Consider the following 25,438-nt stretch of genomic DNA (forward strand, 5'->3'; position numbering starts at 1 on the left):
CATGTCACTGTAAGTCAGGTGGCGCCGCGTCCGCCCAGGTCACCGGCGCACGCGGCCCAAATCCCGCGAGAAGTGATGCGATGCAATGCTTTCCGCCGCCGGCATGACGCAGCGGGAGCATTTTCGTCTGTAAATTGTCCGTTGCCGCAGCGTGGCGGGATAATTTGCGGGTTGCGCCACGCCACCGGTGTGTGGGTAATCTGACCCATCTTTCTCCGGCAACGCGATACTGTCTGGGGTTGGCGTAGCAACCGACACTGGGAGGGTAAATGAGCGCCTATCGGACTGTGGTGGTCGGGACCGACGGCTCGGACTCGTCGATGCGTGCGGTGGACAGGGCAGCCACCATCGCCGGGGACGGCGCCAAGTTGATCATCGCGTCGGCGTATCTACCCCAGCATGAGGACGGCCGGGCCGCCGACATCCTGAAGGAAGAAAGCTACAAGGTGTCGGGCACCGCCCCGATTTACGCGATCCTGCACGACGCCAAAGAACGGGCGCACAAGGCCGGCGCCAAGAACGTCGAGGAGAAGCCCATCGTCGGTGCTCCGGTCGACGCCTTGGTGCACCTCGCCGAGGAGGAAAAGGCCGATCTGCTGGTCGTCGGCAACGTCGGTCTGAGCACTATCGCGGGCCGGCTGCTGGGATCGGTGCCGGCCAACGTCTCACGTCGGGCCAAGGTCGACGTGCTGATCGTGCACACCACGTCGTAACCGCTCGTTCGGTCTACCAGCCCCGCTCGCGCCACTCGGCGAGGCTGCGTCGCTGTATGCCTATCGCCGTCATCGCGTTGCCGCGGCCCAGGCGATATGCCCCTCGAAGCCAAGTGTTTTCGCCATGTCCCGGTAGCGATCCCGGAAGGCCGCGTAAGCCGCGGCATCGCAGTGGGCCTGCGCCAATAGAGCTCGCAACCGTAGCAGCCAAATATCCTGCAGAGCCGAGCCGCCATCAGCCGGTGCCTGCGCTAACCGCTCGATCGAGGCCTCGGCTTCGCCCACGTCACCCTCGGCCCCGCGCTCTAACAGTGTCTCCACCAGAACACCCGTCGCTGGCGTACCCCACCCCAGGAGTTGCCCCTCGCGGAACAGGTGGTCGACGGTGGCGCGCAGGAGCCGTATCGCCCCGTCGAGATCTCCACGCCGGGCCCTTTCCCGCGCCACGTACACGTCGACGAGCGGTCGATCCCCTAAGTTGTGTGCCTGGCGTGCGAACACGTCACTGACCTCGGCTAGAAGAGTTCGTCCGCGTTCGCGCTCCGCACCCGTTCGGCGGTGAACCAGCGTGAGGCCGAGCGACATCCGGGCCAAGGCCAGCGCCATATCATTGCCGGATCGTTGCGCAATCCGTAGCGCATCCTCGATCTCACGCACCGCGCGATCGTCGGCAACCAATACGCCATTCGGGATTCCCGAGCAGTAACCCAGGGCAACGACCGCAGCGTAGGTCAGGGGGTCGGCGCTGCGGGCCATGTCCAGGGCATGGCGCAGGTCCTCGCGCCATCCGGGACGTCCTAGGTAGTAGCGGGCCATCGCCCTCGAGGTCAGGGCCAGCGCTAACGGAGACCCGAAGATGAAATTGCCCTTGTAGGGATCGTCGTCGGCCAGCTCGATAACCCTTTGTGACCACCGCAGCACGTCAGGCCATTCGCCACACTCGAATTTGGTGTAGATCGCTGGGTAGGACAGCCCCACCGTCAGGATCGGGTCGCCGATGGATTCGATGAGGGCCATGGCTTCCGATGCCCGGCGCGACGCCTCACGCAGCCGGCCCTGATACGCGTGATCCATCACCAGGCCGGCCATCGCGATGGCTAGCGACGCTTTGTCCCGTGCGGCGGTGCACAACTGCCGCAACTCGTCAAAGTAGACAGCGGCGATGTTGTTCGCATGGACCCGATAAACGGTCCCGCACAACATGGTGCGGGGGGCGATGCGCATGGCTGTCCGGTTCGGGTCCGCGGTGGGCAAAGCGTCGGCGATCTTTTTGGCGCGCTCCCAACTTTGGCGCGCCGCGGCCAGGTCGCGGCTGGTCGCCCACGCTGCGGCGCGCATGTGCCAGCCGTAGGCGGTGCACAGCTCACCGGCGGCCTCCAGATGTTCGGCGATCAACGCAGCGTTCTCCTCGGCCGCTGCCGGGTCACGTGATTCGATTGCGGCCGCGACGAGCCGGTGCAGCTCGGCGCGATCGGATTTCAGTTGTGACTCGTAGGCCACGGCGCGAATCAACGGATGGTGGAATGCATACTCGGCGCGCGGGGTGAACCGCACCTGGTCGATTAGCTCTGCCGCGACCAACTCGTGGACGCGCGGATCGATGGCCAGGCTGGTTAGCAGATCGGAACTGAAGCGAGATCCGATGACCGCTGCGGCGCCAAGGGTGTGTTTGGCTTTCGGGTCGAGCCGGTCAATGCGCGCGGCGATGGCCGCCTGTAGCGTCGCCGGGACGTGAATCTCGCCGACATCGGCGGAGCTGGTGTAGTGGCCGCGCTCGCCGATCAGGACGCCGCGCTCGGCGAGTTCGCGAGTGATCTCGTGTGCGAAGAACGGATTGCCGGCCGCGCGCTCGGCGATCGTCTGGCTGATCTGGCCCACGGACGGGTCGAGGCCTACCAGTTCAGCGACCAGCGTTGAGGTTTCCGCATCATTCAGGGGCGCCAGGGCGAGGGTCTGTGCGCCCGCCGCATGCTGCAGTGCTCCGTGGTATTCGGGGCGGTAGGTGAACAGCACTATCGAGTGGGTCTGGGGGACCACCGCCACAAAGTCGGCGAGCATGGATTCGCTGACCTCGTCGATCCAGTGCACATCCTCCACGACGAACATCGCCGGCCGAGCGCGGGCCAGTTGGGCGGTATTGATCAACGAGGTCAATCGCCGCCGCCTCGCGTCCGGGTCGATCTTCGGCAGCGGCACATCTGGATCGGCGACGCCCAGCAGATCATCGAGCAACAGCATGTCCTCGGCGTCGGCGTCTGCAAACCGTTCCCGCAGACGCACGCGCGCGGCCGCATCATCTAGGCCGCTGACCTGCCCCACGGAGCGGAGCAGACGCGCGACTACCCGAAATGGGATATCGGTGGCGTGCGATTCGCAAAAGGTCGAAAATACCTCGACTCCGCGGTCTTTCGCGAGCTGCACAACTTCACCGGCGAGCCGGGTTTTGCCGATGCCGGGAGGCCCGACCACGCCCATCACCGACCCACGTCCATCAATCGAGCGATTCAGCAGCGCCGCCAACGTGGCCAGTTCCCACTCGCGGCCTACCAACCTCAACGCCGACGGACTGCTTCGACTTGGCTGTGCGGTCATGCCCAACAGCCGTCGCGCCGGCACCGGATCTTTGGCGCCCTTGATGCGCACCACCTCCGGCTCAGCCAACACCGCCGCGCCCTCCACGAGCCGCGCAGTGGACTCACTGAGCATCACTCCGCCCTCGGGAGCGACCGACTCCATCCGCTGGGCCATCCCTACCTGTGCACCAACAGCGGTGTAACCCAAAGCGCCCGAGCCGATCTCACCCGCAATGACCTCACCGGAATTTAGGCCTACGCGCAGTCGCAGCGCGATGCGGTCACGGACTCGGACCTCGTTGGCCAGTTTGGTTACTGCCGACTGGATGTCGAGGGCGGCTAGACAAGCGCGAAACGCATGGTCCTCCAATGCAACTGGCGCGCCGAATACCGCCATGATGCCGTCGCCGGTGAATTTGTCCACCGTGCCGCCATAACGCTGCACTGTCGCCGAAGCGCGGTCGACCAGATCTGTCATGATCTCGCGCAGCCGCTCCGGACCGACGGCCGCGGCGATATCCATGGAATGCACCATGTCGGCGAACAACACCGTTACCTGCTTGTACTCGGCGTGCTCGCTGGCCGATGCGATCGGGGAACCGCAGCCGTCACAGAACCGGGCGCCTTGCCGCGGCTCGGTGCCACACACATGGCACGCGATCGCTGCGGTCATCCCGACCTCCGCCGCTTGCGGCCCCCGAGTTACCCGGTTCCCAGAATAGGGTGCTACACGCCTGGCTAGGCCGTTTTCACGGCGGATTTGGGATGAACGCCGGCGCCATCACCACCGTCGTTTCCGCCACTCCTCGAGCTGGGGACGCTCGGCGCCCAGTGTGGTGTCGTCACCGTGGCCGGGATAAACGACCGTCGCGTCGTCGAATCGGTCGAAGACCCTTGTCTTGACGTCATGGAACAAGGAGTCGAACTCCGCCGGTTTTGTGGTCCGCCCGAGGCCGCCCGGGAACAGGCAGTCGCCGGTGAACAACTGGGTAACGCCGCCGGTCGCGGGCCCGTGGAGCGCCAGCGCGATCGATCCGGGCGTGTGCCCGCGCAGGTGGATGACGTCGAAGCTGAGCTCGCCTATCCGCACGGTGTCGCCGCCCGAAAGCAAACGGTCCGGTTTGACCGGCAGTGCTTCGGCGTCGATCTCGTTGGCCGCGGTCGGCGCGCCGGTGGCCGCGGCGACTGCCTCGAGCGCCTGCCAGTGATCGAAGTGCTGATGGCTGGTCACGATCAGCGAAATCGTCGGGGCGTGCCGGCGGATCAGGTCCGTCAGGACCTCGGCGTCGTTGGCGGCGTCGATCAGCAGGGTTTCCCCGGTGGCCGCACACGTCACCAGATAGGCGTTGTTGTCCATCGGTCCCACCGACGCCTTTAGAATCGTGGCGCCGGGTAGGGTCCGGCGGGCCGCAGTACCAGGATCGACATGTCCGGTGTAGTTGTCATCCACGGCAGTCATGTGCGCCACGTTACTGGTCAATCGAAACTTGTCGGTATGGGCACATAGCATGGAATGCGCCGTGCGCGTTCACCGCTTTAAGCACTGGCAAGAGCTCCATCGAGAGGGACAGTGTGGCTGACCGCCTGATCGTCAAAGGCGCCCGCGAGCACAACCTGCGCGGCGTCGACCTCGACCTGCCGCGCGACTCGCTGATCGTGTTCACCGGGCTATCCGGCTCGGGCAAGTCGTCGCTGGCCTTCGACACGATTTTCGCCGAGGGCCAGCGCCGCTACGTCGAGTCGTTGTCGGCCTACGCGCGCCAATTCCTCGGCCAGATGGACAAACCCGACGTCGACTTCATCGAAGGCCTCTCCCCGGCGGTGTCCATCGACCAGAAGTCGACCAACCGCAACCCGCGGTCGACGGTCGGAACGATCACCGAGGTCTACGACTACCTGCGGCTGCTGTATGCGCGCGCGGGCACACCGCACTGCCCCGTCTGCGGCCACCGGATCGCCCGGCAGACGCCGCAGCAAATCGTCGACCAGGTGCTGGCGATGCCGGAGGGCACCCGATTCCTGGTGCTCGCCCCGGTGGTGCGCACCCGCAAGGGCGAGTTCGCCGACCTCTTCGACAAGCTCAACGCGCAGGGCTACAGCCGGGTCCGGGTCGACGGCGTGGTGCATCCGCTGACCGATCCGCCGAAGCTGAAGAAGCAGGAGAAGCACGACATCGAGGTGGTGGTGGACCGTCTCACGGTCAAGGCCACCGCCAAGCAGCGGCTCACCGACTCGGTGGAAACAGCGCTGAACCTGGCCGACGGCATCGTGGTGCTGGAGTTCCCCGACGATCACGACGAACACGGCCACCCGCGCGAGCAGCGGTTCTCGGAGAAGCTGGCCTGCCCCAACGGGCACCCCCTCGCGGTCGACGACCTGGAACCGCGGTCGTTCTCGTTCAACTCGCCCTACGGCGCCTGCCCGGAGTGCGTCGGCCTGGGCATCCGCAAGGAGGTCGACCCCGACCTGGTGGTCCCCGACCCGGATCGCACCCTGGCCGAGGGCGCGGTGGCGCCGTGGTCGAACGGCCACACCGCCGAATACTTCACCCGGATGATGGCCGGGCTCGGCGAGGAGTTGGGATTCGACGTCGACACGCCCTGGCGCAAGCTGCCGGCCAAGGCCCGCAAGGCCATCCTGGAGGGCTCGGACCACCAGGTGCATGTGCGCTACCGCAACCGGTATGGCCGCACCCGCTCGTACTACGCCGATTTCGAAGGCGTGCTCGCGTTCCTGCAGCGCAAGATGGCCCAGACCGAGTCCGAGCAGATGAAGGAGCGCTACGAGGGCTTCATGCGCGACGTGCCCTGCCCGGAGTGCGAGGGCACCCGGCTCAAGCCCGAGATCCTGGCGGTGACGCTGGCCGCGGGGGACCGCGGTGTGAAGTCCATCGCCGAGGTCTGTGAACTGTCCATCTCGGACTGCGCGGACTTTCTTCAGCGCCTCACCCTCGGTCACCGCGAGCAGGCGATCGCAGGGCAGGTGCTCAAGGAAATCCAGTCGCGGCTGGGCTTTCTGCTCGACGTCGGGCTCGAGTACCTCTCCCTGTCCCGCGCCGCGGCCACACTGTCCGGCGGGGAGGCTCAACGCATCCGGTTGGCCACCCAGATCGGCTCCGGCCTGGTGGGAGTGCTCTATGTCCTCGACGAGCCGTCCATCGGGCTGCATCAGCGCGACAACCGCCGTCTCATCGAAACGCTAACCCGCTTAAGGGATTTGGGGAACACGCTGATCGTCGTCGAGCACGACGAGGATACCATCGCGCATGCCGACTGGGTGGTCGACATCGGCCCGGGGGCCGGCGAGCACGGCGGCCAGATCGTGCACAGCGGCACCTACGGCGACCTGCTGGCCAATAAGGATTCGATCACCGGCGCCTACCTCTCGGGCAAGGAAAGCATCGAGATGCCGGTGATCCGGCGTCCGGTCGACCGCCGCCGTCAGCTCACGGTCGTCGGCGCCCGCGAGCACAACCTGCGCGACATCGACGTGTCGTTCCCGCTCGGCGTGCTGACCTCGGTGACCGGCGTATCCGGTTCCGGCAAGTCGACTCTCGTCAACGACATCCTGGCGGCGGTGCTGGCCAACCGGCTCAACGGCGCCAGGCAGGTCCCGGGACGGCACACCCGCGTCACCGGCCTGGATCGGCTGGACAAGCTGGTTCGGGTGGACCAGTCGCCGATCGGGCGCACGCCCCGATCCAACCCGGCCACCTACACCGGGGTCTTCGACAAGATCCGCACCCTGTTCGCGGCCACCACCGAGGCGAAGGTCCGCGGCTATCAGCCCGGCCGATTCTCGTTCAACGTCAAGGGCGGTCGCTGCGAGGCGTGCACGGGCGACGGCACCATCAAGATCGAGATGAACTTCCTGCCCGACGTGTACGTGCCGTGCGAGGTCTGCCACGGCGCCCGGTACAACCGGGAAACCCTTGAGGTGCACTACAAGGGCAAGACCATCTCCGAAGTGCTGGACATGTCGATCGAAGAAGCCGCGGAGTTCTTCGAGCCGATCACCGGCATTCACCGCTATCTGCGCACGCTGGTCGACGTCGGCCTGGGTTATGTGCGGCTCGGCCAGCCCGCGCCGACGTTGTCCGGCGGCGAGGCGCAGCGGGTCAAGCTGTCCGCGGAATTGCAGAAGCGCTCGACAGGGCGCACCATCTACATTCTCGACGAGCCGACCACCGGGCTGCATTTCGACGACATCCGCAAGCTGCTCAACGTGATCAACGGCCTTGTCGACAAAGGCAATACGGTGATCGTCATCGAGCACAACCTGGATGTGATCAAGACATCCGACTGGATCGTGGACATGGGTCCGGAGGGCGGCGCCGAGGGCGGCACCATCGTCGCCGAGGGCACTCCGGAGGACATCGCCGCGGTACCCGAAAGCTACACCGGGAAGTTTCTCGCCGAAGTCGTCGGCCGCGGGCGCGCGCCCGCGAGTACAACGCGGCGGCGGCGCAAGGTCGGCGTTTAAGGGAGGCTTTCGTCGCGACACATAAACGTCGCACACGACACGCCGTACAACCTCGCAGCGGTTTATGTCTCGGCGACGACGCCGACCGATTTGGACAGCGGCGACGGAAAACGCGGGCTGATCCGCACGCCGTCCAGCCAGGACGTGAGTTCGTCGGCCCGTCGCTGCAGCGCACGCCAGCCGCGCTGGCCCGGATCCTCGAGGAGTTGCAGCCGCACCCGGGAGCTGTCGTCCTGATACCAGCCGCCGACGACGCGTCCGCTCCACCACGCGGTGGGGCCGGCGTTGCCGTTGCGGTCGAAAACCTGACTCCGATGCGGGCCGAGATACCACTCCCGTTCGAACCAGCCCATCGTCGTGGCGTCCAGGCCCGGCACCAATGCGCACCACGGCGGTGCGTCCGGTTCCGGCTCGAGGTCGTCCGGGAGCGCGTACCCCGGGCTGCCGTGCAGGTCGACCTGCACGGCACCGATGTCGGCCAACGCCCTTCGGACCGCGGTCATCGTGGTGCCGAGCCACCATTTGATGTCGGCGGCGGTGGCCGGGCCGAAGCTGCGCAACCAACGCCGGATCAGTTCGGCCTGGGCGTCGACGGGCTCGTCCCGCCCGCCGAGCCACTGGGCCGCGTGGACCCACCGCGGCCGCGACGTGGTCCAGCTTCCGTCGTTGGGTCCGCGCACGATGTCGCCCCGCGCCGAGAGCACGGTGAGCACCCGCGAGGCAATGGGAATGGCTCCGCCCCAACGTTTTCCGGGCGCCGGGTCATAGGTGCCGGCAAGTTCGGGCAGCGCGGCCCGCAGTTCTGTGCTGCTGGCCGGCCCGTTCTCACTCAGGTGGCCTAATACCGCGGAGCAGGCCTCCTCGAGCCAGCGGTCCCCGTCCGCGGCCAGGCCGGCCTTGCGGACGTCGGCGGCCAGCCGGCGGCGTTCATTGTCGGCGACCCGGTCGCTGGCCGCGGACTGGATCATGGCCAGGTCGTCGCTGTTCACCAGCCACAGTGTCCGGCGCATCGCCAGATGCCTTAGCGCGGACCGCTTCTCGTACAGCTCCGCATCGAGGTCGGCGGTGGCGAAGCCGGGGGATCGGGCCCACAGCGACAAGTACGGCGTCGCCGGGTCGGTCGCATGCAAAGCGACGAGCCCGGCGATGATCCGCGTTACCGGCTGCGGATCCGTCGGCACCAGGAAGTGCCTGCGCGCCAGGCGGTTCCGTCGCTCCTCGGCAGTGAATTTTCGCATGCCGCTATTTCGGTATCTTGGCCGCCATTTCGTTGGCGATCAGCCTGGCCTGGTTGATGGTTCCGGGTGCGCAGACGTTGACGTCGAGGACAACATTGGACACGGCGTCGAGGACGTGCTGGCACACCACAGGACTGCCGGCCAAACTGTGCTGCAGGGCGATATTGGGCGGATTTCCACTGAGTTGGCCGAACGTCCACTCGGACGTCTTGCCGTTGTTGACCTGTGTCACGGATTTCCCGGCGCACCTGCGCCACTGGTCCACCTGACCCGTCACAAAACCGTTTGCCTGGCCCGCGGAAGCGAAAATCACGGCGCCTTGGACCAAGGCGTAGCCGGGGTTGCTATTCGGCTTCTCCATCAACTGGGCCACCATCGCGGTGTAGCCACTGCTCTTGTAAACCCGGGTCTGGTAACCGATGAGCGCCCCGCGACACTGTTCGTCCGACAGCGTGTCCTCGGGGCCCGGGTCTTTCATATCCCTCGTGGTGCGGCTGACGACGATGCCCGTGGTGCCGACGATGACATTGACCTGCTCGGGCGGGAGCAGGAACGAGTCCAGTTGCGCGGGAGCGACCGTCGGGACCGCGGAGGTTGACGCGGTAACCGTGGTCGTTATGGCCGGACTGTTCGTGGTGGTGACTGGGCTGCCGGACTGCCCGCCGTCAGTGTTGGCCAGTCCCAACCAAATTCCGGTGGCGGCAACGGCGGCGACGACGGTCAGCACAGCGGCCAGGATCAGCCAGGGTCTGCGCCGCGCCGGCGCGGGGGGCGGCAGTGGTGGTGGTGCCCAGGGCATCGGGCCGCTGGGCGCGGGGGCGAATTGCTGGGTGTGCGCGAGCATGGTGACGGCACGCTCGCGGTCCGGAACGCTGAGCGCTTGCTGGGCGGCGCGAGCTAGGTCCCCGGCGGTGGGATAGCGCTGGGACGGGTCTTTGGCCATGCCCCGCGCCACCACGCCATCGAAGGCGGCCGGGATGCCCGGGCGTTGCTGGCTGGGCCGGGGGATGGGCTGCATGAGATGCGCCCCCATGAGGCTGGTCAGGTTTTGGGTTCGATACGGCCGTGTGCCCGTGAGGCATTCGTAAAGCACGCAGGCCAGCGCGTAGATGTCGGATCGGTAGGTGACGTCGTCGCCGGCGAACCGTTCGGGTGCCATGTAGCTCCAGCTGCCCACCGCGGTTCCGGTTTGGGTGAGGTGGTGCTGGTCGGTTGCCGCGGCGGCGATGCCGAAGTCGACCAAATAGGCGAAGTCGTCGCCCGTGATCAGAATGTTTTCGGGTTTGATGTCGCGGTGGACGACTCCGGCGCGGTGAGCGGCATCCAGTGCCGCCGCGACCTGGCTGATGATCGCGACTGTCCGGGGCGGCGATAGCGCTCCGCGGCGAAGCATGCCGCCGAGGTCGGTGCCTTCGATGAAGCGCATGTCGATGAACAGCTGGCCGTCGATTTCGCCGTAGTCGTGGATGGGCACGATGTGTGGCTCTTGAAGGCGTCCGGCGGTGTGGGCCTCGCGTTGCATGCGCCGTCGAAATACGTTGTCGGAGTTGAATTCCTGGGACATGAGTTTGAGCGCGACGGTGCGATCTTTCGCGGTGTCGTGCGCTTCGTAGACTTCGCCCATTCCGCCGCGGCCCAGTAATCGCGTGAGGCGGTAGGGCCCGAACTGGGTGCCCACCCGCGAGGCCGGCGCCGCGTCACTCATCGGGGTGCATGGACTCGCGGATCTGCGCCAGCCGCTCGGCTGCCGCGCGCTGACGCTCGTCGTATTGCTCCTCGACGTCGCGGCCTTCCGGAGTTTCCGCGGCCAGTTCCGCGGCGCCCTGCGAGGTGCCGTAGCGGTTCTCGATCTTCTCGCGGACGTGTTCGAAGGTCGGCACGCCCGCGTCGTCGTACCCGGGGTCGGGCTCCGCGGGAGTCACTGGTTCGTCGGGCATGCCTGAGAGGTTACTTCGGCGCGTGCTGGCGATCGAAATAGCGCACCATCTGCTCCCAGTACACCAGCGTGAGCGCCATCTGCACGGCGGTTGCGAGGGCGGCCGGCACCAGCCGGCGCCGGCGGGCGGAGATCAGGGCGCCCACCGCGGCCACGGAGGAGAGCGCGCTGACGACCATGGCCGCGTCCCGTGGCCGACGGCTGATCCACAGCTCCTCGCCCAGCATCGCCCTCGTCGACCAGGCGCGGTGGTGCGCGGGCTTGCCGAAGACGAACGGATTGACCGCCAGCCACACCGCCAGCGCCGCGGCGTGGCCCCAGCGCCGCGTCCACGCCGGCACCAGCGTCAGCGGTGTGGTCGCCCAGCGGGTCCACGCGCTCCACGGATTGCAGTGCCGCGCAAAGAGTGCGCGCCGTGCCCGCTCAACCGCTGGCATCGGCCGCTACTTCATCGCGGTGGCGGGCCGCTCGACGGGGACCACCGGTCCGGTATGGGCGGAGGGAGGGTTGGTGCCGGGCAACGCAATCCGCGGGACGTCCGGGGTGCCCAGCTGTCCGGCCAACCACGGCAGTGCGGACGCGAAGACCCGGTCCGCGAACGGCCAGTCGTGCTTGCCCGGCTGGGGGACGACGGCGCAGTCGATGCCGTGATCACGGCCGAGCGCGCACAGCGAATACGCGGCCGCCGTCTGGTTGCTCGGGTTGGCGGCGGCGTCGCCACTGGCCAGGCGTATCGAGCCGGCATCCGCCATCGCGAAGTTGCGCCGCGGCGCCGGCGGGGCGTCCGAGGAGATCGCGAACCATCCGGCGACATCCGTGTAGTGGCCGTGCCGGGTGATCACGGAGGTCGGATCGAACGCCGCCCAGGCGGTCGCGTTTCCGCCGAACAGCCGGGCGATGGTCTGCGCCTTCGTCCCCGCATTCGGGAAGAAGTCACCGGCGACATCGACGAAGGCGCTGAACATTTCGGGGTGCATGACGGTCAGATCCACGGCGCATGTTCCGCCCATGGACCAGCCCGCAATGCCCCAGTTGGACCGCGCGGGGCTGACGCCGAAGTTCGAGACCATGTACGGCACAACGTCTTTGGTCAGATGATCGGCCGCGTTGCCGCGAACGCCGTTGACGCATTCGGTGTCGTTGTTGAAGGCGCCTCCGGAGTCCACGAACACCAGCACCGGGGCCTTGCCGTGATGAGTGGCCGCGAAGTCGTCGATCGTCTTGATCGCGTTACCGGCGCGCGTCCAGTCGGCGGGGGTATTGAACTGCCCGCCGATCATCATGACGGTCGGCAGCTGCGGCGGAGGGTTGCTGGCGAACCACTCGGGCGGCAGATAGACGAGTTCCCCGCGGTGCTTGAAATGTGAGGCGTCGGACGGGATCACGACCGGGACCACGCTGCCGTGCGTGGGGCGGTTTCCCTTGCTCGCCATCGCGGCGACGGTGGCCTTGTCGGTTTGATCCGGCAGCGGGCCGGAGGTGAGCTGGTTCCATGCGGACTGCACAGTGGGGAAGTAGCCCACCCACAGGTTGAGCACCAGCGCCGTGCTGAGCAGGCACAGCGGCACGGCCGCAAATGCTGCGCCGCGCCGCCAGCGGTGCGCGGTGCGCCAGCCCAGGATCAGCACCGCCGCGGCCATGCCCGTCAACGCGATCCAAAGCCACAGCGCCGGGGGCGCGGGTTCGTCGGAGAGGCCCCGGTCGACGATGTACCAGTGCGTCGCGTAGGCCGCGACGCCGCCCGCCAAGCCGGCCGCCGGCAGCCACACCGTTCGCCAGCGCCGCGAGCGCCAGCCGATGGCCGACGCCAATACGACTCCCGCAGTCAGCTGGATCGTGAGGGGAACCCAGCCATGCATCAGCGAGGTGTGGCTGGTTGCGAGCAACTGCGCCATGGCATGGGGCGTCGACGCGGTCACGGATCCATTGTGAGGGATCGTTAACCTTCCCGGAACACATTCACCGAATGTTCGCCGTGCACTCGCCGCACGTCGGCGGGGCCCACTAGTGGGGCTTGGCCAGCGGAAATGGCAGGGTCTCGCGGATGCTGCGGCCGGTTATGAGCATCACGAGGCGATCGATGCCCATCCCCAGCCCGCCGGTGGGCGGCATCGCGTATTCCATCGCCTGCAGGAAGTCCTCGTCCAGCTCCATCGCCTCGGGGTCGCCGCCGGCCGCCAACAACGACTGCTCGTGCAGGCGGCGCCGCTGTTCCACGGGGTCGGTGAGCTCGCTGTAGGCGGTGCCCAGCTCCACACCCCACGCCACCAGGTCCCACCGCTCGGCGACGCCGCGTCGACTGCGGTGCGGGCGGGTCAACGGCGACACGGACGTCGGAAAGTCGATGTAGAACGTCGGCCGCTCGGTCCGGTCCTCGACGAGGTGCTCGTAGAGCTCCAGCACCACCGCGCCGGAGTCCCACTGCGCCCGGTAGGGAATGTGCGCGGCGTCGGCCAACTTGCGCAGCGCGCTCAACGAGGTGTCGGGCTCGATGCGTTCGCCGAGGGCTTCGGACACCGCGTCGTGCACGGTTTTCACGGGCCACTTGCCCGAAATGTCGACGGGCTCAACCTCGGCGCCGCCGGGCCCGGGGTCGGCGCGGGGCCGCAACACGGTCTGCTCGCCGTTGGCGGCCTGGGCCGCGTTCTGGATGAGCTCGCGGCACCCGTCGATCCACGTCAGGTAGTCGGCGTGCGCCTGGTAGGCCTCCAGCAGGGTGAACTCGGGGTTGTGGCTGAAGTCCACCCCCTCGTTGCGGAAGGCCCGGCCCAGTTCGAAGACTCGCTCCACGCCGCCGACGCACAACCGCTTCAGATAAAGCTCCGGCGCGATGCGCAAGAACAGGTCCATGTCGTAGGTGTTGATGTGCGTGACGAACGGCCGGGCCGTGGCCCCGCCGTGAATCTGCTGCAGGATCGGGGTCTCGACTTCGATGAACCCCTTGGCGAACAGCGTCTCCCGGACCGAACGCAACACGCTGCTGCGGGCGGTGATCAGGCCGCGCGACTCGGTATTGACGGCCAGGTCGACATAGCGGGTCCGCACCCGCGCCTCGGGGTCGGTCAGCCCTTTCCATTTATTCGGCAACGGCCGCAGGCACTTACCGATCATCCGCCAGTCGCGCACGATCAGCGAGCGCGTCCCGTTCTTGGAAAAACCCATGTGCCCTGTCATCTCGACCAGGTCGCCCAGATCGATGGCCGCGTGGAAATCGGCGGTGCGGCCGCACTCCAGACGTGAATTATCCAGCAGCACTTGCATTTCGCCCGACCAGTCACGCAACTGGGCGAATAGAACACCGCCGAAATCGCGGATCCGCAATATCCGGCCGGATACCGAGACGGCGTCCTGGTCGCCGGCGTCCAGCGCCTGCGCGACGGTGTGGCTTGGTGGGGAGCCGACGGGGTAGGCGTCAATGCCGGTGCGGCGCAGCGTCTTCAGCTTGGTCAGGCGCACCCGCACCTGCTCGGGCAGGCGGGACCTGAACTCGTCGTCCTCCTCGATGCCCTCGTCGCTTCTGAGCCCACTGACATCCGGCGCCGACCCGTCGTGGTGCAGCAGCCCCGATTCCGCCAGCCGGGCCGGCACCGCGGGGTGGTGCCCGGTATGCAGCTTGTCGCGCCGCCTGAACGGCAACACCAGGAAACCCTCGGCGATCACCGACGCGACGCCCACCCGGGGGATCAACCGGGCATCTTCGTAACAGGCATAGCGGGGAACCCAGTCGGGTTGGTATTTCATGTTCGAGCGGTACAGCGTCTCCAGCTGCCACCACCGCGAGAAGAAGATCAACAGCCCGCGCCACAACCGGGCAATCGGACCGGCGCCAAGTTGCGCGCCTTGCTCGAACGCCGACCGGAACATCGCAAAGTTCAGCGAAATGCGGGAAATACCAAGCGTTTCGGCGTTCAGGGCCAGATCGCTGACCATCAGCTCGATGGTGCCGTTGGGGGACTGCGGAGAACGCCGCATCAAATCCAGGGAGACGCCGGTGGTTCCCCAGGGGACGAGCGACAGCATGGCGACCACGTGGCCGTGCGGGTCGATCGCCTCGACCAGCAGGCAGTCCCCGTCGGCCGGATCACCCAGCCGGCCCAACGCCATGGAAAAGCCTCGCTCGGTTTGGGTGTCGCGCCACGAGTCGGCGCGCGAGATGGTCTCGCTCATCTCCTCGGGTGAGATGTCGCGGTGCCGCCGGATGCGCACCGTCAGCCCGGCCCTGCGGGCCCGCGTCACGGCCTGGCGGACCCCGCGCATGTCCGGGCCTGACAGTTTGAACTCGGCGGTACGCAGAATCGCCTCGTCGCCCAGCTCGAGCGCGTTGAGGCCGGCCTCCCGATACACCTGCGCGCCTTGTGAACTGGCGCCCATGACGCCGGGCGCCCAGCCGTAGGTCTGGCACAGGCCCAACCACGCATCGACGGCCTGCCGCCATGCTCGCGGGTCGCCCACCGGGTCGCCGCTGGCCAGGCAGACGCCGATTTCGACCCGATAGGTGATGGCCGCGCGGCCGCTGTGCGCGAAGACCACCGACTTGTCACGACGGGTCGCGAAGTAACCCAGGGAGTCGTTCTTGCCCCACAGCTCCAGCAGGCCGCGGATGGCCGACTCGTCCTCGCCGGTCAGTGCGTTGTCGGCGCGCTGGGACTGGAACAGCACGATCGTCGCGGCGATCAACGCGAGCGCACCGAACAACCCGAAGATCGCGTTCATCAGCACGTGCGGCCTGCCGGTGAACAGATCGGGATCGGCGAGGGCGAATCCGACCACCCGGTTAGCGACGTAGGGCAGGCGGTCTTGCCGCGCAAGCGTTCCGGGGAACAACTCGACGAGACCCCAGGACAGCAGGATGCCGATCACATCGCCGACCACCAGCACCGCGGCCGCCTTGAACAGCGCGGCTTTGCGGACCTTGGCCCAGAACTCCCGATAGCCCAACACCAGCAGGACGACCGCGACGACGTGTACGGCGAACCCGAGGTTCTCGCCGAAGGTCTCGGCGGCGGTGTTGTCGCCCGCGGCGATGTCGGCGGCATTCCAGAACGCGGCCAGGATCATCTGGCCGAGCAGCAGCAGCCAGGCGATGCGTTTGCGCGCGGTCAGCGCCGCGGCCAGCAACGCCAGCACGAACGACCACGCGATGCTGGTGTCGGGGAAGTTGAACAGATAGTCGTTGATGAATTCCCGCGGGACCTTGATCAGCCAGCGGAACAGTGGCGACACGCTGCCCACCAGCGACAGGGTGGCGATGACGCCAACGGTCCAGCCAGCCGCCGCCGGTACCCAGTGATACCGGGAGCGCGACCGGCTGCCAGACCGAGGGCCCGAGCCAGCAGAAGCGAGTGTCACAGACCGCGAGGATATTCCCTCTACCCGTGAAATGCCGCGTGATGCGAAAGAGTTTGTCGCCGCGTTGCCGCGCTCGCGAATGCTGGCCGGCGGCTCACGGCTGCTAGACTGACCGTCGCGACCATCCCGGCGAAAGCCAGGACAGTTAAGTGGAGTCCCACTCCCACCGCTAGCCACGAGACGGTTTCCGTCTCGGTCACGGCGACACGGTCCGGTCACGGGCATTGCATAATGCCTGCTCCGCGCGTGGCGCGGGCGGCTTGACCCAAGGTTCAAGCGGCGATCGGTCGGCATTGGGCCCTGCTTGTGCAGGGCCTTTTTGCTGGTGGTGTGGCGTTTCCACCGCTGACTTCGGACGGGCCCAGGCACTGGTCGTGATTGGACGACCAGAAGCCCAACAAGGGAGGCCCCATCAGCACTGAGACCCGCGTCAACGAGCGCATTCGCGTACCTGAAGTCCGATTGATTGGCCCAGGGGGGGAGCAGGTAGGCATCGTGCGTATCGAAGACGCACTGCGCGTCGCCGCAGACGCCGATCTCGACCTTGTCGAAGTCGCCCCGAACGCCAGGCCCCCGGTCTGCAAGATCATGGACTACGGCAAGTACAAGTACGAGGCGGCGCAGAAGGCGCGCGAATCCCGCCGGAACCAGCAGCAGACCGTCGTCAAAGAGCAAAAGCTTCGACCCAAGATCGACGATCACGACTACGAGACCAAGAAGGGCCACGTAGTCCGCTTCCTGGAAGCGGGATCGAAGGTAAAGGTCACCATCATGTTCCGCGGACGTGAGCAGTCGCGGCCCGAGCTGGGCTACCGATTGCTGCAGCGGCTGGGCGCGGACGTCGCCGACTACGGCTTCGTCGAAACGTCGGCCAAGCAGGACGGCCGCAATATGACGATGGTGCTGGCACCGCACCGCGGCGCGAAGACGCGCGCAAGGGCGCGGCACCCCGAAGGACCAGAGGCCACGCCAGAGGCCAATCCGAATACCGCAGAACAGCAGAACTAGAACCAGAGGAAACATGCCCAAGGCCAAGACCCACAGCGGGGCTTCGAAGCGGTTCCGGCGCACCGGGACCGGAAAGATCGTCCGGCAAAAAGCCAATCGCCGGCATCTGCTCGAGCACAAGCCCACCAAGCGGACCCGGCGGCTGGACGGCCGCACCACGGTTTCAGCCAACGACACCAAGCGCATCAACGCGTTGTTGAACGGCTGACCCTGACCATTTACGTCTGAACGAGAGTAGGAACATCCATGGCACGCGTGAAGCGGGCGGTCAACGCCCACAAGAAGAGGCGCAGCGTTCTGAAGGCCTCGAAGGGCTATCGCGGCCAGCGATCCCGGCTCTATCGCAAAGCCAAAGAGCAGCAGCTGCATTCGCTGAACTACGCCTACCGCGACCGCCGTGCGCGCAAGGGCGAATTCCGCAAATTGTGGATCTCGCGGATCAACGCCGCCGCGCGCGCCAATGACATCACCTACAACCGGCTGATCCAGGGTCTGAAGGCCGCGGGTGTCGAAGTGGACCGCAAAAACCTCGCCGATATCGCGATCGCCGACCCGGCGGCGTTCACCGCGCTCGTCGACGTCGCCCGGGCGGCACTGCCCGAGGACGTCAACGCCCCCTCGGGCGAGGCTGCCTGAGTTCCCGTTCGCGGCAAGCCGTTTCGGTGCTCACCGAACGGTCCGCGAGGGTATCCGCGGCGGTCAAACTGCATCGCCACGTCGGCCGGCGGCGGGCGGGGAAATTTCTCGCCGAAGGCCCCAACCTGGTCGAGGCCGCGTCGCTGCGCGGACTGGTCCGGGAGCTGTTCGTCACCGAGCCCGCCGAGCAGCGGCACGCGCCGCTGCTGGCCGCCCTGGCTGAGCGACATGACGTTCCCGTCCACCTGGTGACCGAACGTGCCGCAAAAGCCTTGTCCGACACCGTCACTCCCGCGGGGTTGGTGGCGGTGTGCGACGTCCCGGCCATCGGGCTCGAGGACGTGCTGGCCGACGCCCCCCGGCTGATCGCCGTCGCCATCGAGATTGGCGAGCCGGGCAATGCGGGCACCGTCATCCGCATCGCCGACGCCATGGGCGCCGCCGCGGTGATCTTGGGCGGGCACAGCGTCGACCCGTACAACGGCAAGTGTTTGCGCGCGTCCGCCGGGAGCATTTTTTCGATCCCGGTCGTCGCCGAGCCCGACGCCGATGCCGTCCTGACCGCGCTGCGGGCCGCCGGGCTGCAGGTGCTGGCGACCACGGTCGACGGCGAGACCCGCCTCGACGAGGCCGGGGAATTGCTCGGCGCGCGCACGGCTTGGCTGTTCGGGCCCGAATCGCAAGGCCTGCCAGTCGAAATCGCCAACCGGGCGGATCATCGCGTGCGCATCCCGATGTCCGGCGGCGCGGAGAGCCTGAACGTGGCCGCCGCCGCGGCGATCTGTCTCTACCAGAGCGCGCGGGCCCTGGCTGGGCCGAAGCTGCCTTAGCGGACTTTTACGCAGCTTTTTTGGGGCCCCGCGCGGACCGCACGCCGGCCAGCGAAAGCGTGGTGTGCACCAGTGACCCGGCGCGTTCGATCAGCGACTTGCGCGGCGGGAAGTAGTGCATCGGCAGCCCGCGGCGATCGCGCGGGGGCGCCATGAATTCCGGCGCCTCGACCAACGGCGCGTCGCCCGGAATTCGCCCCTGGGCGCGCCGGTACGCGGCCAGCGCGCGTGGGTGCAAGCGAATCTCGTCCGGGACGGCCAGGAAGGCCAGCTCGACCATCTTGCCGAAGATGCGCAACAACACCTCGTCGCCCGGCGTCCAGCGCATGCCCGCCTTCTCGCGCACCGCGGGCTCGAACAGACCCGCCGCGATCCAGCGCTGACCGGCCACCAACGGCCTGAACAATTGGTCCCAGATCGGCGTCGGCATCAGGATGAACTTGGGCTTGGGGATGCGAATCTGGAAGATGTCCAGCGTCGCCTGGTTGATTTCCAGCTCCTCGCGGCACACCCGGTCCCAGTACTCCTGGAATTCCTCCCAGGATTTCGGCACCGGCCGCATACTCATCCCGTACATCCGGTACCACCGCACGTGCTCGTCGAACAGCTGTCGCTTTTCTGCCTCGGTCAAGCCCCCGCAGAAGTACTCGGCCACCTTGATGACGAGCATGAAGAACGTGGCGTGCGCCCAGTAGAAGGTCTCCGGGTTCAGGGCGTGGTACCGGCGCCCTTCGGTGTCGGTCCCCTTGATGGTGTCGTGGTAGCGCTTGATCTGCTCACCGGTCTGCGCGGCCCGCTCGCCGTCGTAGACGACGCCCATGATGGGGTACACCGACCGGGCCACGCGCTGCAGCGGCTCGCGCAGCAGGATCGAATGCTCCTCGACCCCCGCGCCGAGTTCCGGATACATGTTCTGGATTGCGCCGATCCAGATGCCCATCATCCCGGTGCGCAAATCGCCAAAGTACTTCCACGTGAGTGAATCTGGTCCGAGCGGATCAGCGGATGCAGTCGATGCGGCAGTCATCACGGCCTCCTAGTACTACCTGCGCTCACGATAACTTTGACAACGCGTGTTGTCTATGATTTCGGCCCTCGGCGCGGCCGGGTGTTACCGAGTTTCGATGCCGGCGTGGCCGGCCGGTAATCCGGTGTCAATCAGGGCCTTCGATGCGAGATGTGACACAACCGAAGCGGGTGTCATTGCCTGCGTCAGCCGGAACTACTTACCCTGGCCAAGTGGAGCGCGCACCTGGCGATCCGGTCCCGGGTGAGCCCCAGGAAACGGACTCTGAATCGGTGACCACGGCGGCGCCCCCCGACTCGAAACTTCGCTCTCCGGCGCAGTGGTTGCGCACCACCAACCACAGCCCCGGCGTGGTGGCGTTCGTCCGGCGGGCGCGACGGCTGTTGCCCGGCGATCACGAATTCGGCGACCCGTTGTCCACCGCGGGTGAGGGCGCGCCGCGGGCGGCGGCGCGCGCCGCCGACCGGCTGCTAGGGGATCGCGACGCCGCGTCGCGGGAGCTCAGCCTCGGCGTGCTGCAAGTGTGGCAGGCGCTGACCGAGGCGGTGTCCCGACGGCCGGCCAACCCGGAAGTGACGCTGGTGTTCACCGATCTGGTGGGCTTCTCGACGTGGTCGCTGCACGCCGGTGACGACGCGGCGCTCGCCCTGCTGCGGCAGGTGGCGCGGGCGGTCGAACCGCCGCTGCTCGACGCGGGAGGGCACATCGTCAAGCGGATGGGCGACGGGCTGATGGCGGTGTTCGGCGATCCGACGGTCGCCGTGCGCGCCGTGCTGGCCGCCAAGGAGCAGCTGCGAACGGTCGACGTGGACGGCTACACGCCGCGGATGCGGGTCGGGATCCACACCGGACGCCCGCAGCGGATGGCCGCCGATTGGCTGGGCGTCGACGTCAACATCGCCGCTCGCGTGATGGAACGGGCTACGAAGGGCGGAATCATGGTGTCGAGTTCGTCACTCGACCAGATACCCCAAACCGCGCTCGACGAGATGGGCGTCGTCGCCAAACGTGCACGTAAACCGGTGTTCGCGCCCAAAACCGCCGGCGTCCCCGCGGACTTGGCGATCTATCGCCTGCGGACTCTTAGGGAGTTGACAGCCTCCGATCACACTTCGGAAACAAATTAGCCCGCATAATAGACACCGATGATTGGGGGCATCTTCTCCCGGCTGGCCCGGGTCCGGTTCACCATTGGGTACGTGGCGATTCTGCTCGCCATCAGCTGCGCGATCCTTGCGCTCGGCCCGCACGCGCACGACGTGCTCGTTCAGCGCGCCAGCACCAACCTGCACAACCTCGCGCACGGCCATGTCGGCACGCTCCTGGGCAGCGCGCTGGTCGTCGATGCCGGCCCGCTCTACTTCTGGCTGCCGTTCCTGACGTGCCTGCTCGCGCTCGCCGAACTGCATCTGCGCACCATCCGGCTGGTCATGGCGTTCTTAGTCGGACATATCGGCGCGACGTTGGTGGTGGCCGCCGCCCTCGCGGCGTCGGTCGAGTTCGGCTGGCTGCCGATTTCGATTACCCGCGCCAGCGACGTGGGGATGAGCTATGGCGCCCTGGCGGTGCTCGGAGCGATGACGGCGGCGATTCCCGAACGCTGGCGACCGGCCTGGGTCGGCTGGTGGGTCTCGGCGGGCATGGCGTCGGCGATCATCGGTGGTGACTTCACCGATGCGGGTCATACTGTCGCCGTCGTGCTGGGCGTCCTGGTGTCCGCGCGGTTCCGCCAGCCGATCCGGTGGACCCCGGTGCGGTTCCTGATGCTGGCGGCGTCCTCAGGATTTGGGTTCCTGATGTTGGCGCACCACTGGGGAACGATGGCCGCCGCGTCGTCGTTCGGCGTCCTGGGCGCCGTAGTGGCTTACGCGGTCGCCCAGTTCTTCGCGCGGCGCGGCGCGCTCCCGCTGGCCGCCGACGCACCGGCCGGTCTGCAGCCGGTCATGGCGGGCTAAGCGCCGCTCGACATCTGCTAGCACGCGCCCAGCGCCGTGCTCCGAATCCCCTATGATCGGCATTTGCGCTGGGCGCATCCAGCCCTGCAACAGCCTCGTCAGCAAGGAGAGTGTCGCCGCGTGGGCGATCAACCCGTCGACCTGTCGCCGGAAGCGTTGACCAATGCGGTCGATGCCGCCCGGCAGGCCATCGCACACGCGGATGACCTGGAGGCGCTGGCGCTCGTCAAGACCGAGCACCTCGGGGACCGTTCGCCGCTGGCGCTAGCGCGACAGGCGCTCGCGGCCTTGCCCAAGGACCAGCGCGCGGACGCCGGCAAACGCGTCAACACCGCGCGCGGGGAGGCTCAGCGCAGCTACGACGAACGGCTGGCGACCCTGCGCGCCGAGCGCGACGCGGCCGTGCTGGTCGCCGAGGGCATCGACGTCACGTTGCCGTCGACTCGGCAGCCGACCGGCGCCCGGCACCCGATCACGATATTGGCCGAGCACGTCGCCGACACCTTCATCGCGATGGGATGGGAGCTGGTCGAGGGGCCGGAGGTGGAGACCGAGCAGTTCAACTTCGACGCCCTCAACTTCCCTCCCGACCATCCCGCGCGCAGCGAACAGGACACCTTCTACATCGCGCCGGAGGGTTCGCGACAGCTGCTGCGCACGCATACCTCGCCGGTGCAGGTGCGCATCCTGCTCGAGCGCGACCTGCCGGTCTACATCGTCTCGATCGGCCGTACGTTCCGCACCGACGAACTCGACGCCACCCATACGCCCGTCTTCCATCAGGTCGAAGGGTTGGCGGTGGACCGCGGCCTGACCATGGCGCATCTGCGGGGAACGCTGGACGCGTTCGCTCGCGCGGAGTTCGGCCCCTCGGTGCGCACCCGGTTCCGGCCACACTTCTTCCCGTTCACCGAACCGTCCGCCGAGTTCGACGTCTGGTTCTCCGACAAGAAGGGCGGCGCCGACTGGGTAGAGTGGGGTGGCTGCGGCATGGTGCATCCAAATGTGTTGCGCGCCGCGGGGATCGACCCCGACGTCTACTCCGGCTTCGCGTTCGGCATGGGCCTGGAACGCACGCTGCAGTTCCGCAACGGCATTCCCGACATGCGCGACATGGTCGAGGGCGACGTCCGCTTCTCGCTGCCCTTCGGGGTGGGTGCCTGATGCGCATTCCGTACAGCTGGCTGCGCGAGGTCGTCGCCGTGGGCGCCCCGGGCTGGGATGTCACCCCCGGCGACCTCGAGCAGACCCTGGTGCGCATCGGCCACGAGGTCGAGGAAGTCGTCACGCTCGGTCCGGTCGACGGGCCGCTGACCGTGGGGCGGGTCACCGGCATCGAGGAGCTCACCGAGTTCAAGAAGCCGATCCGGGCATGTCTCGTCGACGTCGGCGAGGGGCAGCCCCGCGATATCGTTTGTGGAGCAACCAATTTCGTCGTCGGCGACCTGGTTGTGGTGGCGTTGCCCGGTACCACGCTGCCCGGCGGGTTCGCGATCACCGCGCGCAAGACGTATGGCCGCAACTCCGACGGAATGATCTGCTCGATGGCCGAACTTGGTTTGGGCGCAGACCATTCCGGAATCCTGGTACTCCCGCCAGGCACTGCCGAACCCGGGGCCGACGGCGCCGGCGTGCTCGGATTGGACGACGTGGTCTTCCACTTGGCCATCACCCCCGACCGCGGCTACTGCATGTCGGTGCGCGGCCTGGCCCGTGAAATCGCCTGCGCCTACGACCTGGACTTCGTCGACCCCGCCGAGGTCAAGCCGCTGCCCGTCGAAGGCGAGGCCTGGCCGCTGACGGTGCAGGCCGAAACCGGCGTTCGCCGTTTCGCGCTGCGACCGGTCACCGGCATCGACCCCGCCGCGGTATCGCCATGGTGGCTGCAGCGCCGGCTGCTGCTCTCCGGCATCCGCGCGACCTCCCCGGCCGTCGACGCGACCAACTACGTGATGCTGGAACTGGGCCACCCCATGCACGCCCACGACCGCAACCGCATCAGCGGCGGCCTCGGCGTGCGGTTCGCGCGGCCCGGCGAGACCGTCGTCACCCTCGATGACGTTGAGCGCAAGCTCGATTCCGCCGACGTCCTGATCGTCGACGACGCGGCCACGGCGGCGATCGGCGGCGTTATGGGTGCGGCCAGCACCGAGGTGCGGGCCGATTCCACCGACGTGCTGCTGGAGGCCGCGGTATGGGACCCGCCCGCGGTGTCGCGCACCCAGCGACGGCTGCACCTGCCCAGCGAGGCCGCTCGTCGCTATGAGCGTGGGGTGGACCCGGCCATCTCGGTGGCCGCGCTGGACCGCTGTGCCGCGCTGCTCGCGGGCATCGCCGGGGGAGCGGTGGTCGAAACCCTCACGGATTGGCGCGGTGACCCGCCGCGCGACGACTGGTCCCTGCCCCCGATCCGGATCGCCGTCGACCTGCCGGACCGCGTCGCGGGCGTCGCCTATGCCCCGGGCACGACCGCAAGGCGGCTGGCCCAGATCGGCGCCTTGGTAGCGGAAGAAGTCACCGAAGATGGCGGCGTGTTGACGGTGACCCCGCCGAGTTGGCGCCCCGATCTCGTGCAGCCCGCCGACCTGGTGGAGGAAGTGCTGCGGCTCGAGGGGCTGGAGGCCATCGGATCGGTGCTGCCGTCGGCGCCCGGCGGGCAGGGGCTTACCGCGGTGCAGAAGCGCCGCCGTGCCATCGGCAAGTCGCTGGCGCAGTCCGGGTACGTCGAGGTCCTGCCGACACCGTTTCTGCCGGCCGGCGTGTTCGACCTGTGGGGACTGCCCGCCGACGATCCGCGGCGCAGCACCACCCGCGTGCTCAACCCGCTGGAAGCGGATCGCCCGGAGCTGGCCACCACGTTGCTGCCCGGTCTGCTGGAAGCGTTGGGGCGCAACGTGTCCCGCGGCCTCGTCGACGCCGCGCTGTTTGCCATCGCCCAGGTGGTGCAGCCGACCGAGCAGACTCGCGGCGTCGAGCTCATCCCCGTCGACCGCCGCCCGACCGATGCCGAGATCGCGATGCTGGATGCGTCGTTGCCTGGGCAACCGCAGCACGTCGCCGTGGTGCTGGCCGGCCTGCGTGAACCACGCGGCCCCTGGGGCCCCGGCCGCGCCGCCGATGCCACCGACGCGTTCGAGGCGGTGCGAATCATCGCGCGCGCCAGCGGAGTTGACGTGACCCTACGGGCGGACCAATGTCTGCCATGGCATCCGGGGCGCTGCGCCGAGGTGCTCGTCGGGGAGACCCGGGTCGGTCATGCGGGCCAACTGCATCCCGCCGTGATCGAGCGCTCGGGGCTGCCGAAGGGCGCCTGCGCGCTCGAGCTGAATCTCGACGCGATTCCGATCGTCGAAGCGTTGCCGGCGCCCCGGGTGTCGCCGTTCCCGGCCGTGTTCCAGGACGTCAGCCTGGTGGTCGCCGCCCACGTGCCCGCCCAAGCGGTCGCGGATGCCGTCCGCGAGGGGGCGGGCGAACTGCTGGAGGACATTCAGCTCTTCGACGTGTTCACCGGCCCTCAGATCGGCGAGCGTCGCAAGTCGTTGACGTTCGCGCTGCGCTTCCGCGCGCCGGATCGCACGCTCACCGAGGACGACGCCAGCGCCGCGCGTGACGCCGCCGTGCGGCGCGCCGCCGAGGCCGTGGGCGCCGAACTACGCATGTAGCATTGATTTGCAATCTATTGCATAACCAT

At 67.6% G+C, this 25,438-nt stretch carries 19 protein-coding genes; 10 read left to right on the top strand and 9 right to left on the bottom strand.

Features of this window, described 5'->3' with window-relative positions; genetic code table 11:
- Positions 1–269: 269 nt before the first annotated feature.
- Positions 270–713, top strand: a complete 444-nt coding sequence (locus ACQI5H_RS20875; RefSeq protein WP_427081204.1) for a universal stress protein — start codon at positions 270–272, stop codon at positions 711–713.
- A 69-nt stretch (positions 714–782) separates the two neighbouring features.
- Here ACQI5H_RS20875 and ACQI5H_RS20880 read toward each other — a convergent pair whose 3' ends face one another.
- Positions 783–3,959 (bottom strand): ATP-binding protein, encoded by a 3,177-nt coding sequence (locus tag ACQI5H_RS20880; RefSeq protein WP_427081205.1) that lies wholly within the window; start codon positions 3,957–3,959, stop codon positions 783–785.
- A 108-nt stretch (positions 3,960–4,067) separates the two neighbouring features.
- Positions 4,068–4,745: an MBL fold metallo-hydrolase gene (locus tag ACQI5H_RS20885; RefSeq protein ID WP_427081206.1), complete on the bottom strand. Its 678-nt coding sequence runs from the start codon at positions 4,743–4,745 to the stop codon at positions 4,068–4,070.
- Positions 4,746–4,858: 113 nt separating this feature from the next.
- Here ACQI5H_RS20885 and uvrA point away from each other — a divergent pair, with 113 nt between their 5' ends.
- Complete coding sequence (uvrA, locus tag ACQI5H_RS20890) at positions 4,859–7,768, top strand: excinuclease ABC subunit UvrA (protein ID WP_427081207.1); 2,910 nt, start codon at positions 4,859–4,861, stop codon at positions 7,766–7,768.
- 62 nt (positions 7,769–7,830) lie between these two features.
- Here uvrA and ACQI5H_RS20895 read toward each other — a convergent pair whose 3' ends face one another.
- From ACQI5H_RS20895 to lysX, 6 genes are all read right to left on the bottom strand, one after another.
- A complete protein-coding gene (locus ACQI5H_RS20895) occupies positions 7,831–9,006 on the bottom strand; it encodes a winged helix DNA-binding domain-containing protein (RefSeq protein ID WP_427081208.1) in 1,176 nt (391 codons plus the stop codon).
- 4 nt (positions 9,007–9,010) lie between these two features.
- Positions 9,011–10,711, bottom strand: coding sequence for a serine/threonine-protein kinase PknH/PknJ (locus ACQI5H_RS20900; RefSeq protein ID WP_427081209.1), 1,701 nt, complete (start codon positions 10,709–10,711; stop codon positions 9,011–9,013).
- Positions 10,704–10,943, bottom strand: coding sequence for a PspA/IM30 family protein (locus ACQI5H_RS20905; RefSeq protein WP_427081210.1), 240 nt, complete (start codon positions 10,941–10,943; stop codon positions 10,704–10,706). The genes ACQI5H_RS20900 and ACQI5H_RS20905 overlap by 8 nt, the downstream gene beginning before the upstream one ends.
- Positions 10,944–10,953: 10 nt before the next feature.
- Positions 10,954–11,379 (bottom strand): DUF6653 family protein, encoded by a 426-nt coding sequence (locus tag ACQI5H_RS20910; protein WP_427081211.1) that lies wholly within the window; start codon positions 11,377–11,379, stop codon positions 10,954–10,956.
- Positions 11,380–11,385: 6 nt separating this feature from the next.
- Positions 11,386–12,879 (bottom strand): alpha/beta hydrolase, encoded by a 1,494-nt coding sequence (locus tag ACQI5H_RS20915; protein WP_427081231.1) that lies wholly within the window; start codon positions 12,877–12,879, stop codon positions 11,386–11,388.
- 67 nt (positions 12,880–12,946) lie between these two features.
- Positions 12,947–16,291: a bifunctional lysylphosphatidylglycerol synthetase/lysine--tRNA ligase LysX gene (lysX, locus tag ACQI5H_RS20920; protein ID WP_427081212.1), complete on the bottom strand. Its 3,345-nt coding sequence runs from the start codon at positions 16,289–16,291 to the stop codon at positions 12,947–12,949.
- A gap of 411 nt (positions 16,292–16,702) precedes the next feature.
- On the opposite strand from lysX, the gene infC reads away from it, so the two are divergent.
- The 4 genes from infC to ACQI5H_RS20940 are packed head-to-tail and all read left to right on the top strand — an operon-like array spanning position 16,703 to position 18,765.
- Complete coding sequence (gene infC / locus ACQI5H_RS20925) at positions 16,703–17,299, top strand: translation initiation factor IF-3 (RefSeq protein ID WP_427081232.1); 597 nt, start codon at positions 16,703–16,705, stop codon at positions 17,297–17,299.
- A 13-nt stretch (positions 17,300–17,312) separates the two neighbouring features.
- Complete coding sequence (rpmI, locus tag ACQI5H_RS20930; RefSeq protein ID WP_076058850.1) at positions 17,313–17,507, top strand: 50S ribosomal protein L35; 195 nt, start codon at positions 17,313–17,315, stop codon at positions 17,505–17,507.
- A gap of 38 nt (positions 17,508–17,545) precedes the next feature.
- Complete coding sequence (rplT, locus tag ACQI5H_RS20935; protein ID WP_076058852.1) at positions 17,546–17,935, top strand: 50S ribosomal protein L20; 390 nt, start codon at positions 17,546–17,548, stop codon at positions 17,933–17,935.
- A 26-nt stretch (positions 17,936–17,961) separates the two neighbouring features.
- Positions 17,962–18,765 (top strand): TrmH family RNA methyltransferase, encoded by an 804-nt coding sequence (locus ACQI5H_RS20940; protein WP_427081213.1) that lies wholly within the window; start codon positions 17,962–17,964, stop codon positions 18,763–18,765.
- Between the two features lie 7 nt (positions 18,766–18,772).
- On the opposite strand, the gene ACQI5H_RS20945 is transcribed toward ACQI5H_RS20940, so the two are convergent.
- Positions 18,773–19,792 carry an oxygenase MpaB family protein gene (locus tag ACQI5H_RS20945; RefSeq protein WP_427081214.1) on the bottom strand — a complete coding sequence of 340 codons (1,020 nt, stop codon included), beginning with the start codon at positions 19,790–19,792 and terminating at the stop codon, positions 18,773–18,775.
- A gap of 212 nt (positions 19,793–20,004) precedes the next feature.
- Here ACQI5H_RS20945 and ACQI5H_RS20950 point away from each other — a divergent pair, with 212 nt between their 5' ends.
- The 4 genes from ACQI5H_RS20950 to pheT all read left to right on the top strand — a co-directional run bounded on the left by ACQI5H_RS20950 (position 20,005) and on the right by pheT (position 25,409).
- Complete coding sequence (locus ACQI5H_RS20950) at positions 20,005–20,919, top strand: adenylate/guanylate cyclase domain-containing protein (RefSeq protein ID WP_427081215.1); 915 nt, start codon at positions 20,005–20,007, stop codon at positions 20,917–20,919.
- Between the two features lie 18 nt (positions 20,920–20,937).
- Entirely contained in the window at positions 20,938–21,747 is an 810-nt protein-coding gene (locus ACQI5H_RS20955; RefSeq protein ID WP_427081216.1) for a rhomboid-like protein, read from the top strand.
- A gap of 120 nt (positions 21,748–21,867) precedes the next feature.
- Positions 21,868–22,911: a phenylalanine--tRNA ligase subunit alpha gene (gene pheS / locus ACQI5H_RS20960; protein WP_427081217.1), complete on the top strand. Its 1,044-nt coding sequence runs from the start codon at positions 21,868–21,870 to the stop codon at positions 22,909–22,911.
- The gene (gene pheT / locus ACQI5H_RS20965; protein ID WP_427081218.1) at positions 22,911–25,409 is read left to right on the top strand and encodes a phenylalanine--tRNA ligase subunit beta; all 2,499 of its coding nucleotides are present in this window, start codon (positions 22,911–22,913) and stop codon (positions 25,407–25,409) included. The genes pheS and pheT overlap by 1 nt, the downstream gene beginning before the upstream one ends.
- Positions 25,410–25,438 lie beyond the last annotated feature (29 nt).

This window comes from Mycobacterium heidelbergense (assembly GCF_050205645.1).
Classification (GTDB): domain Bacteria; phylum Actinomycetota; class Actinomycetes; order Mycobacteriales; family Mycobacteriaceae; genus Mycobacterium; species Mycobacterium heidelbergense_A.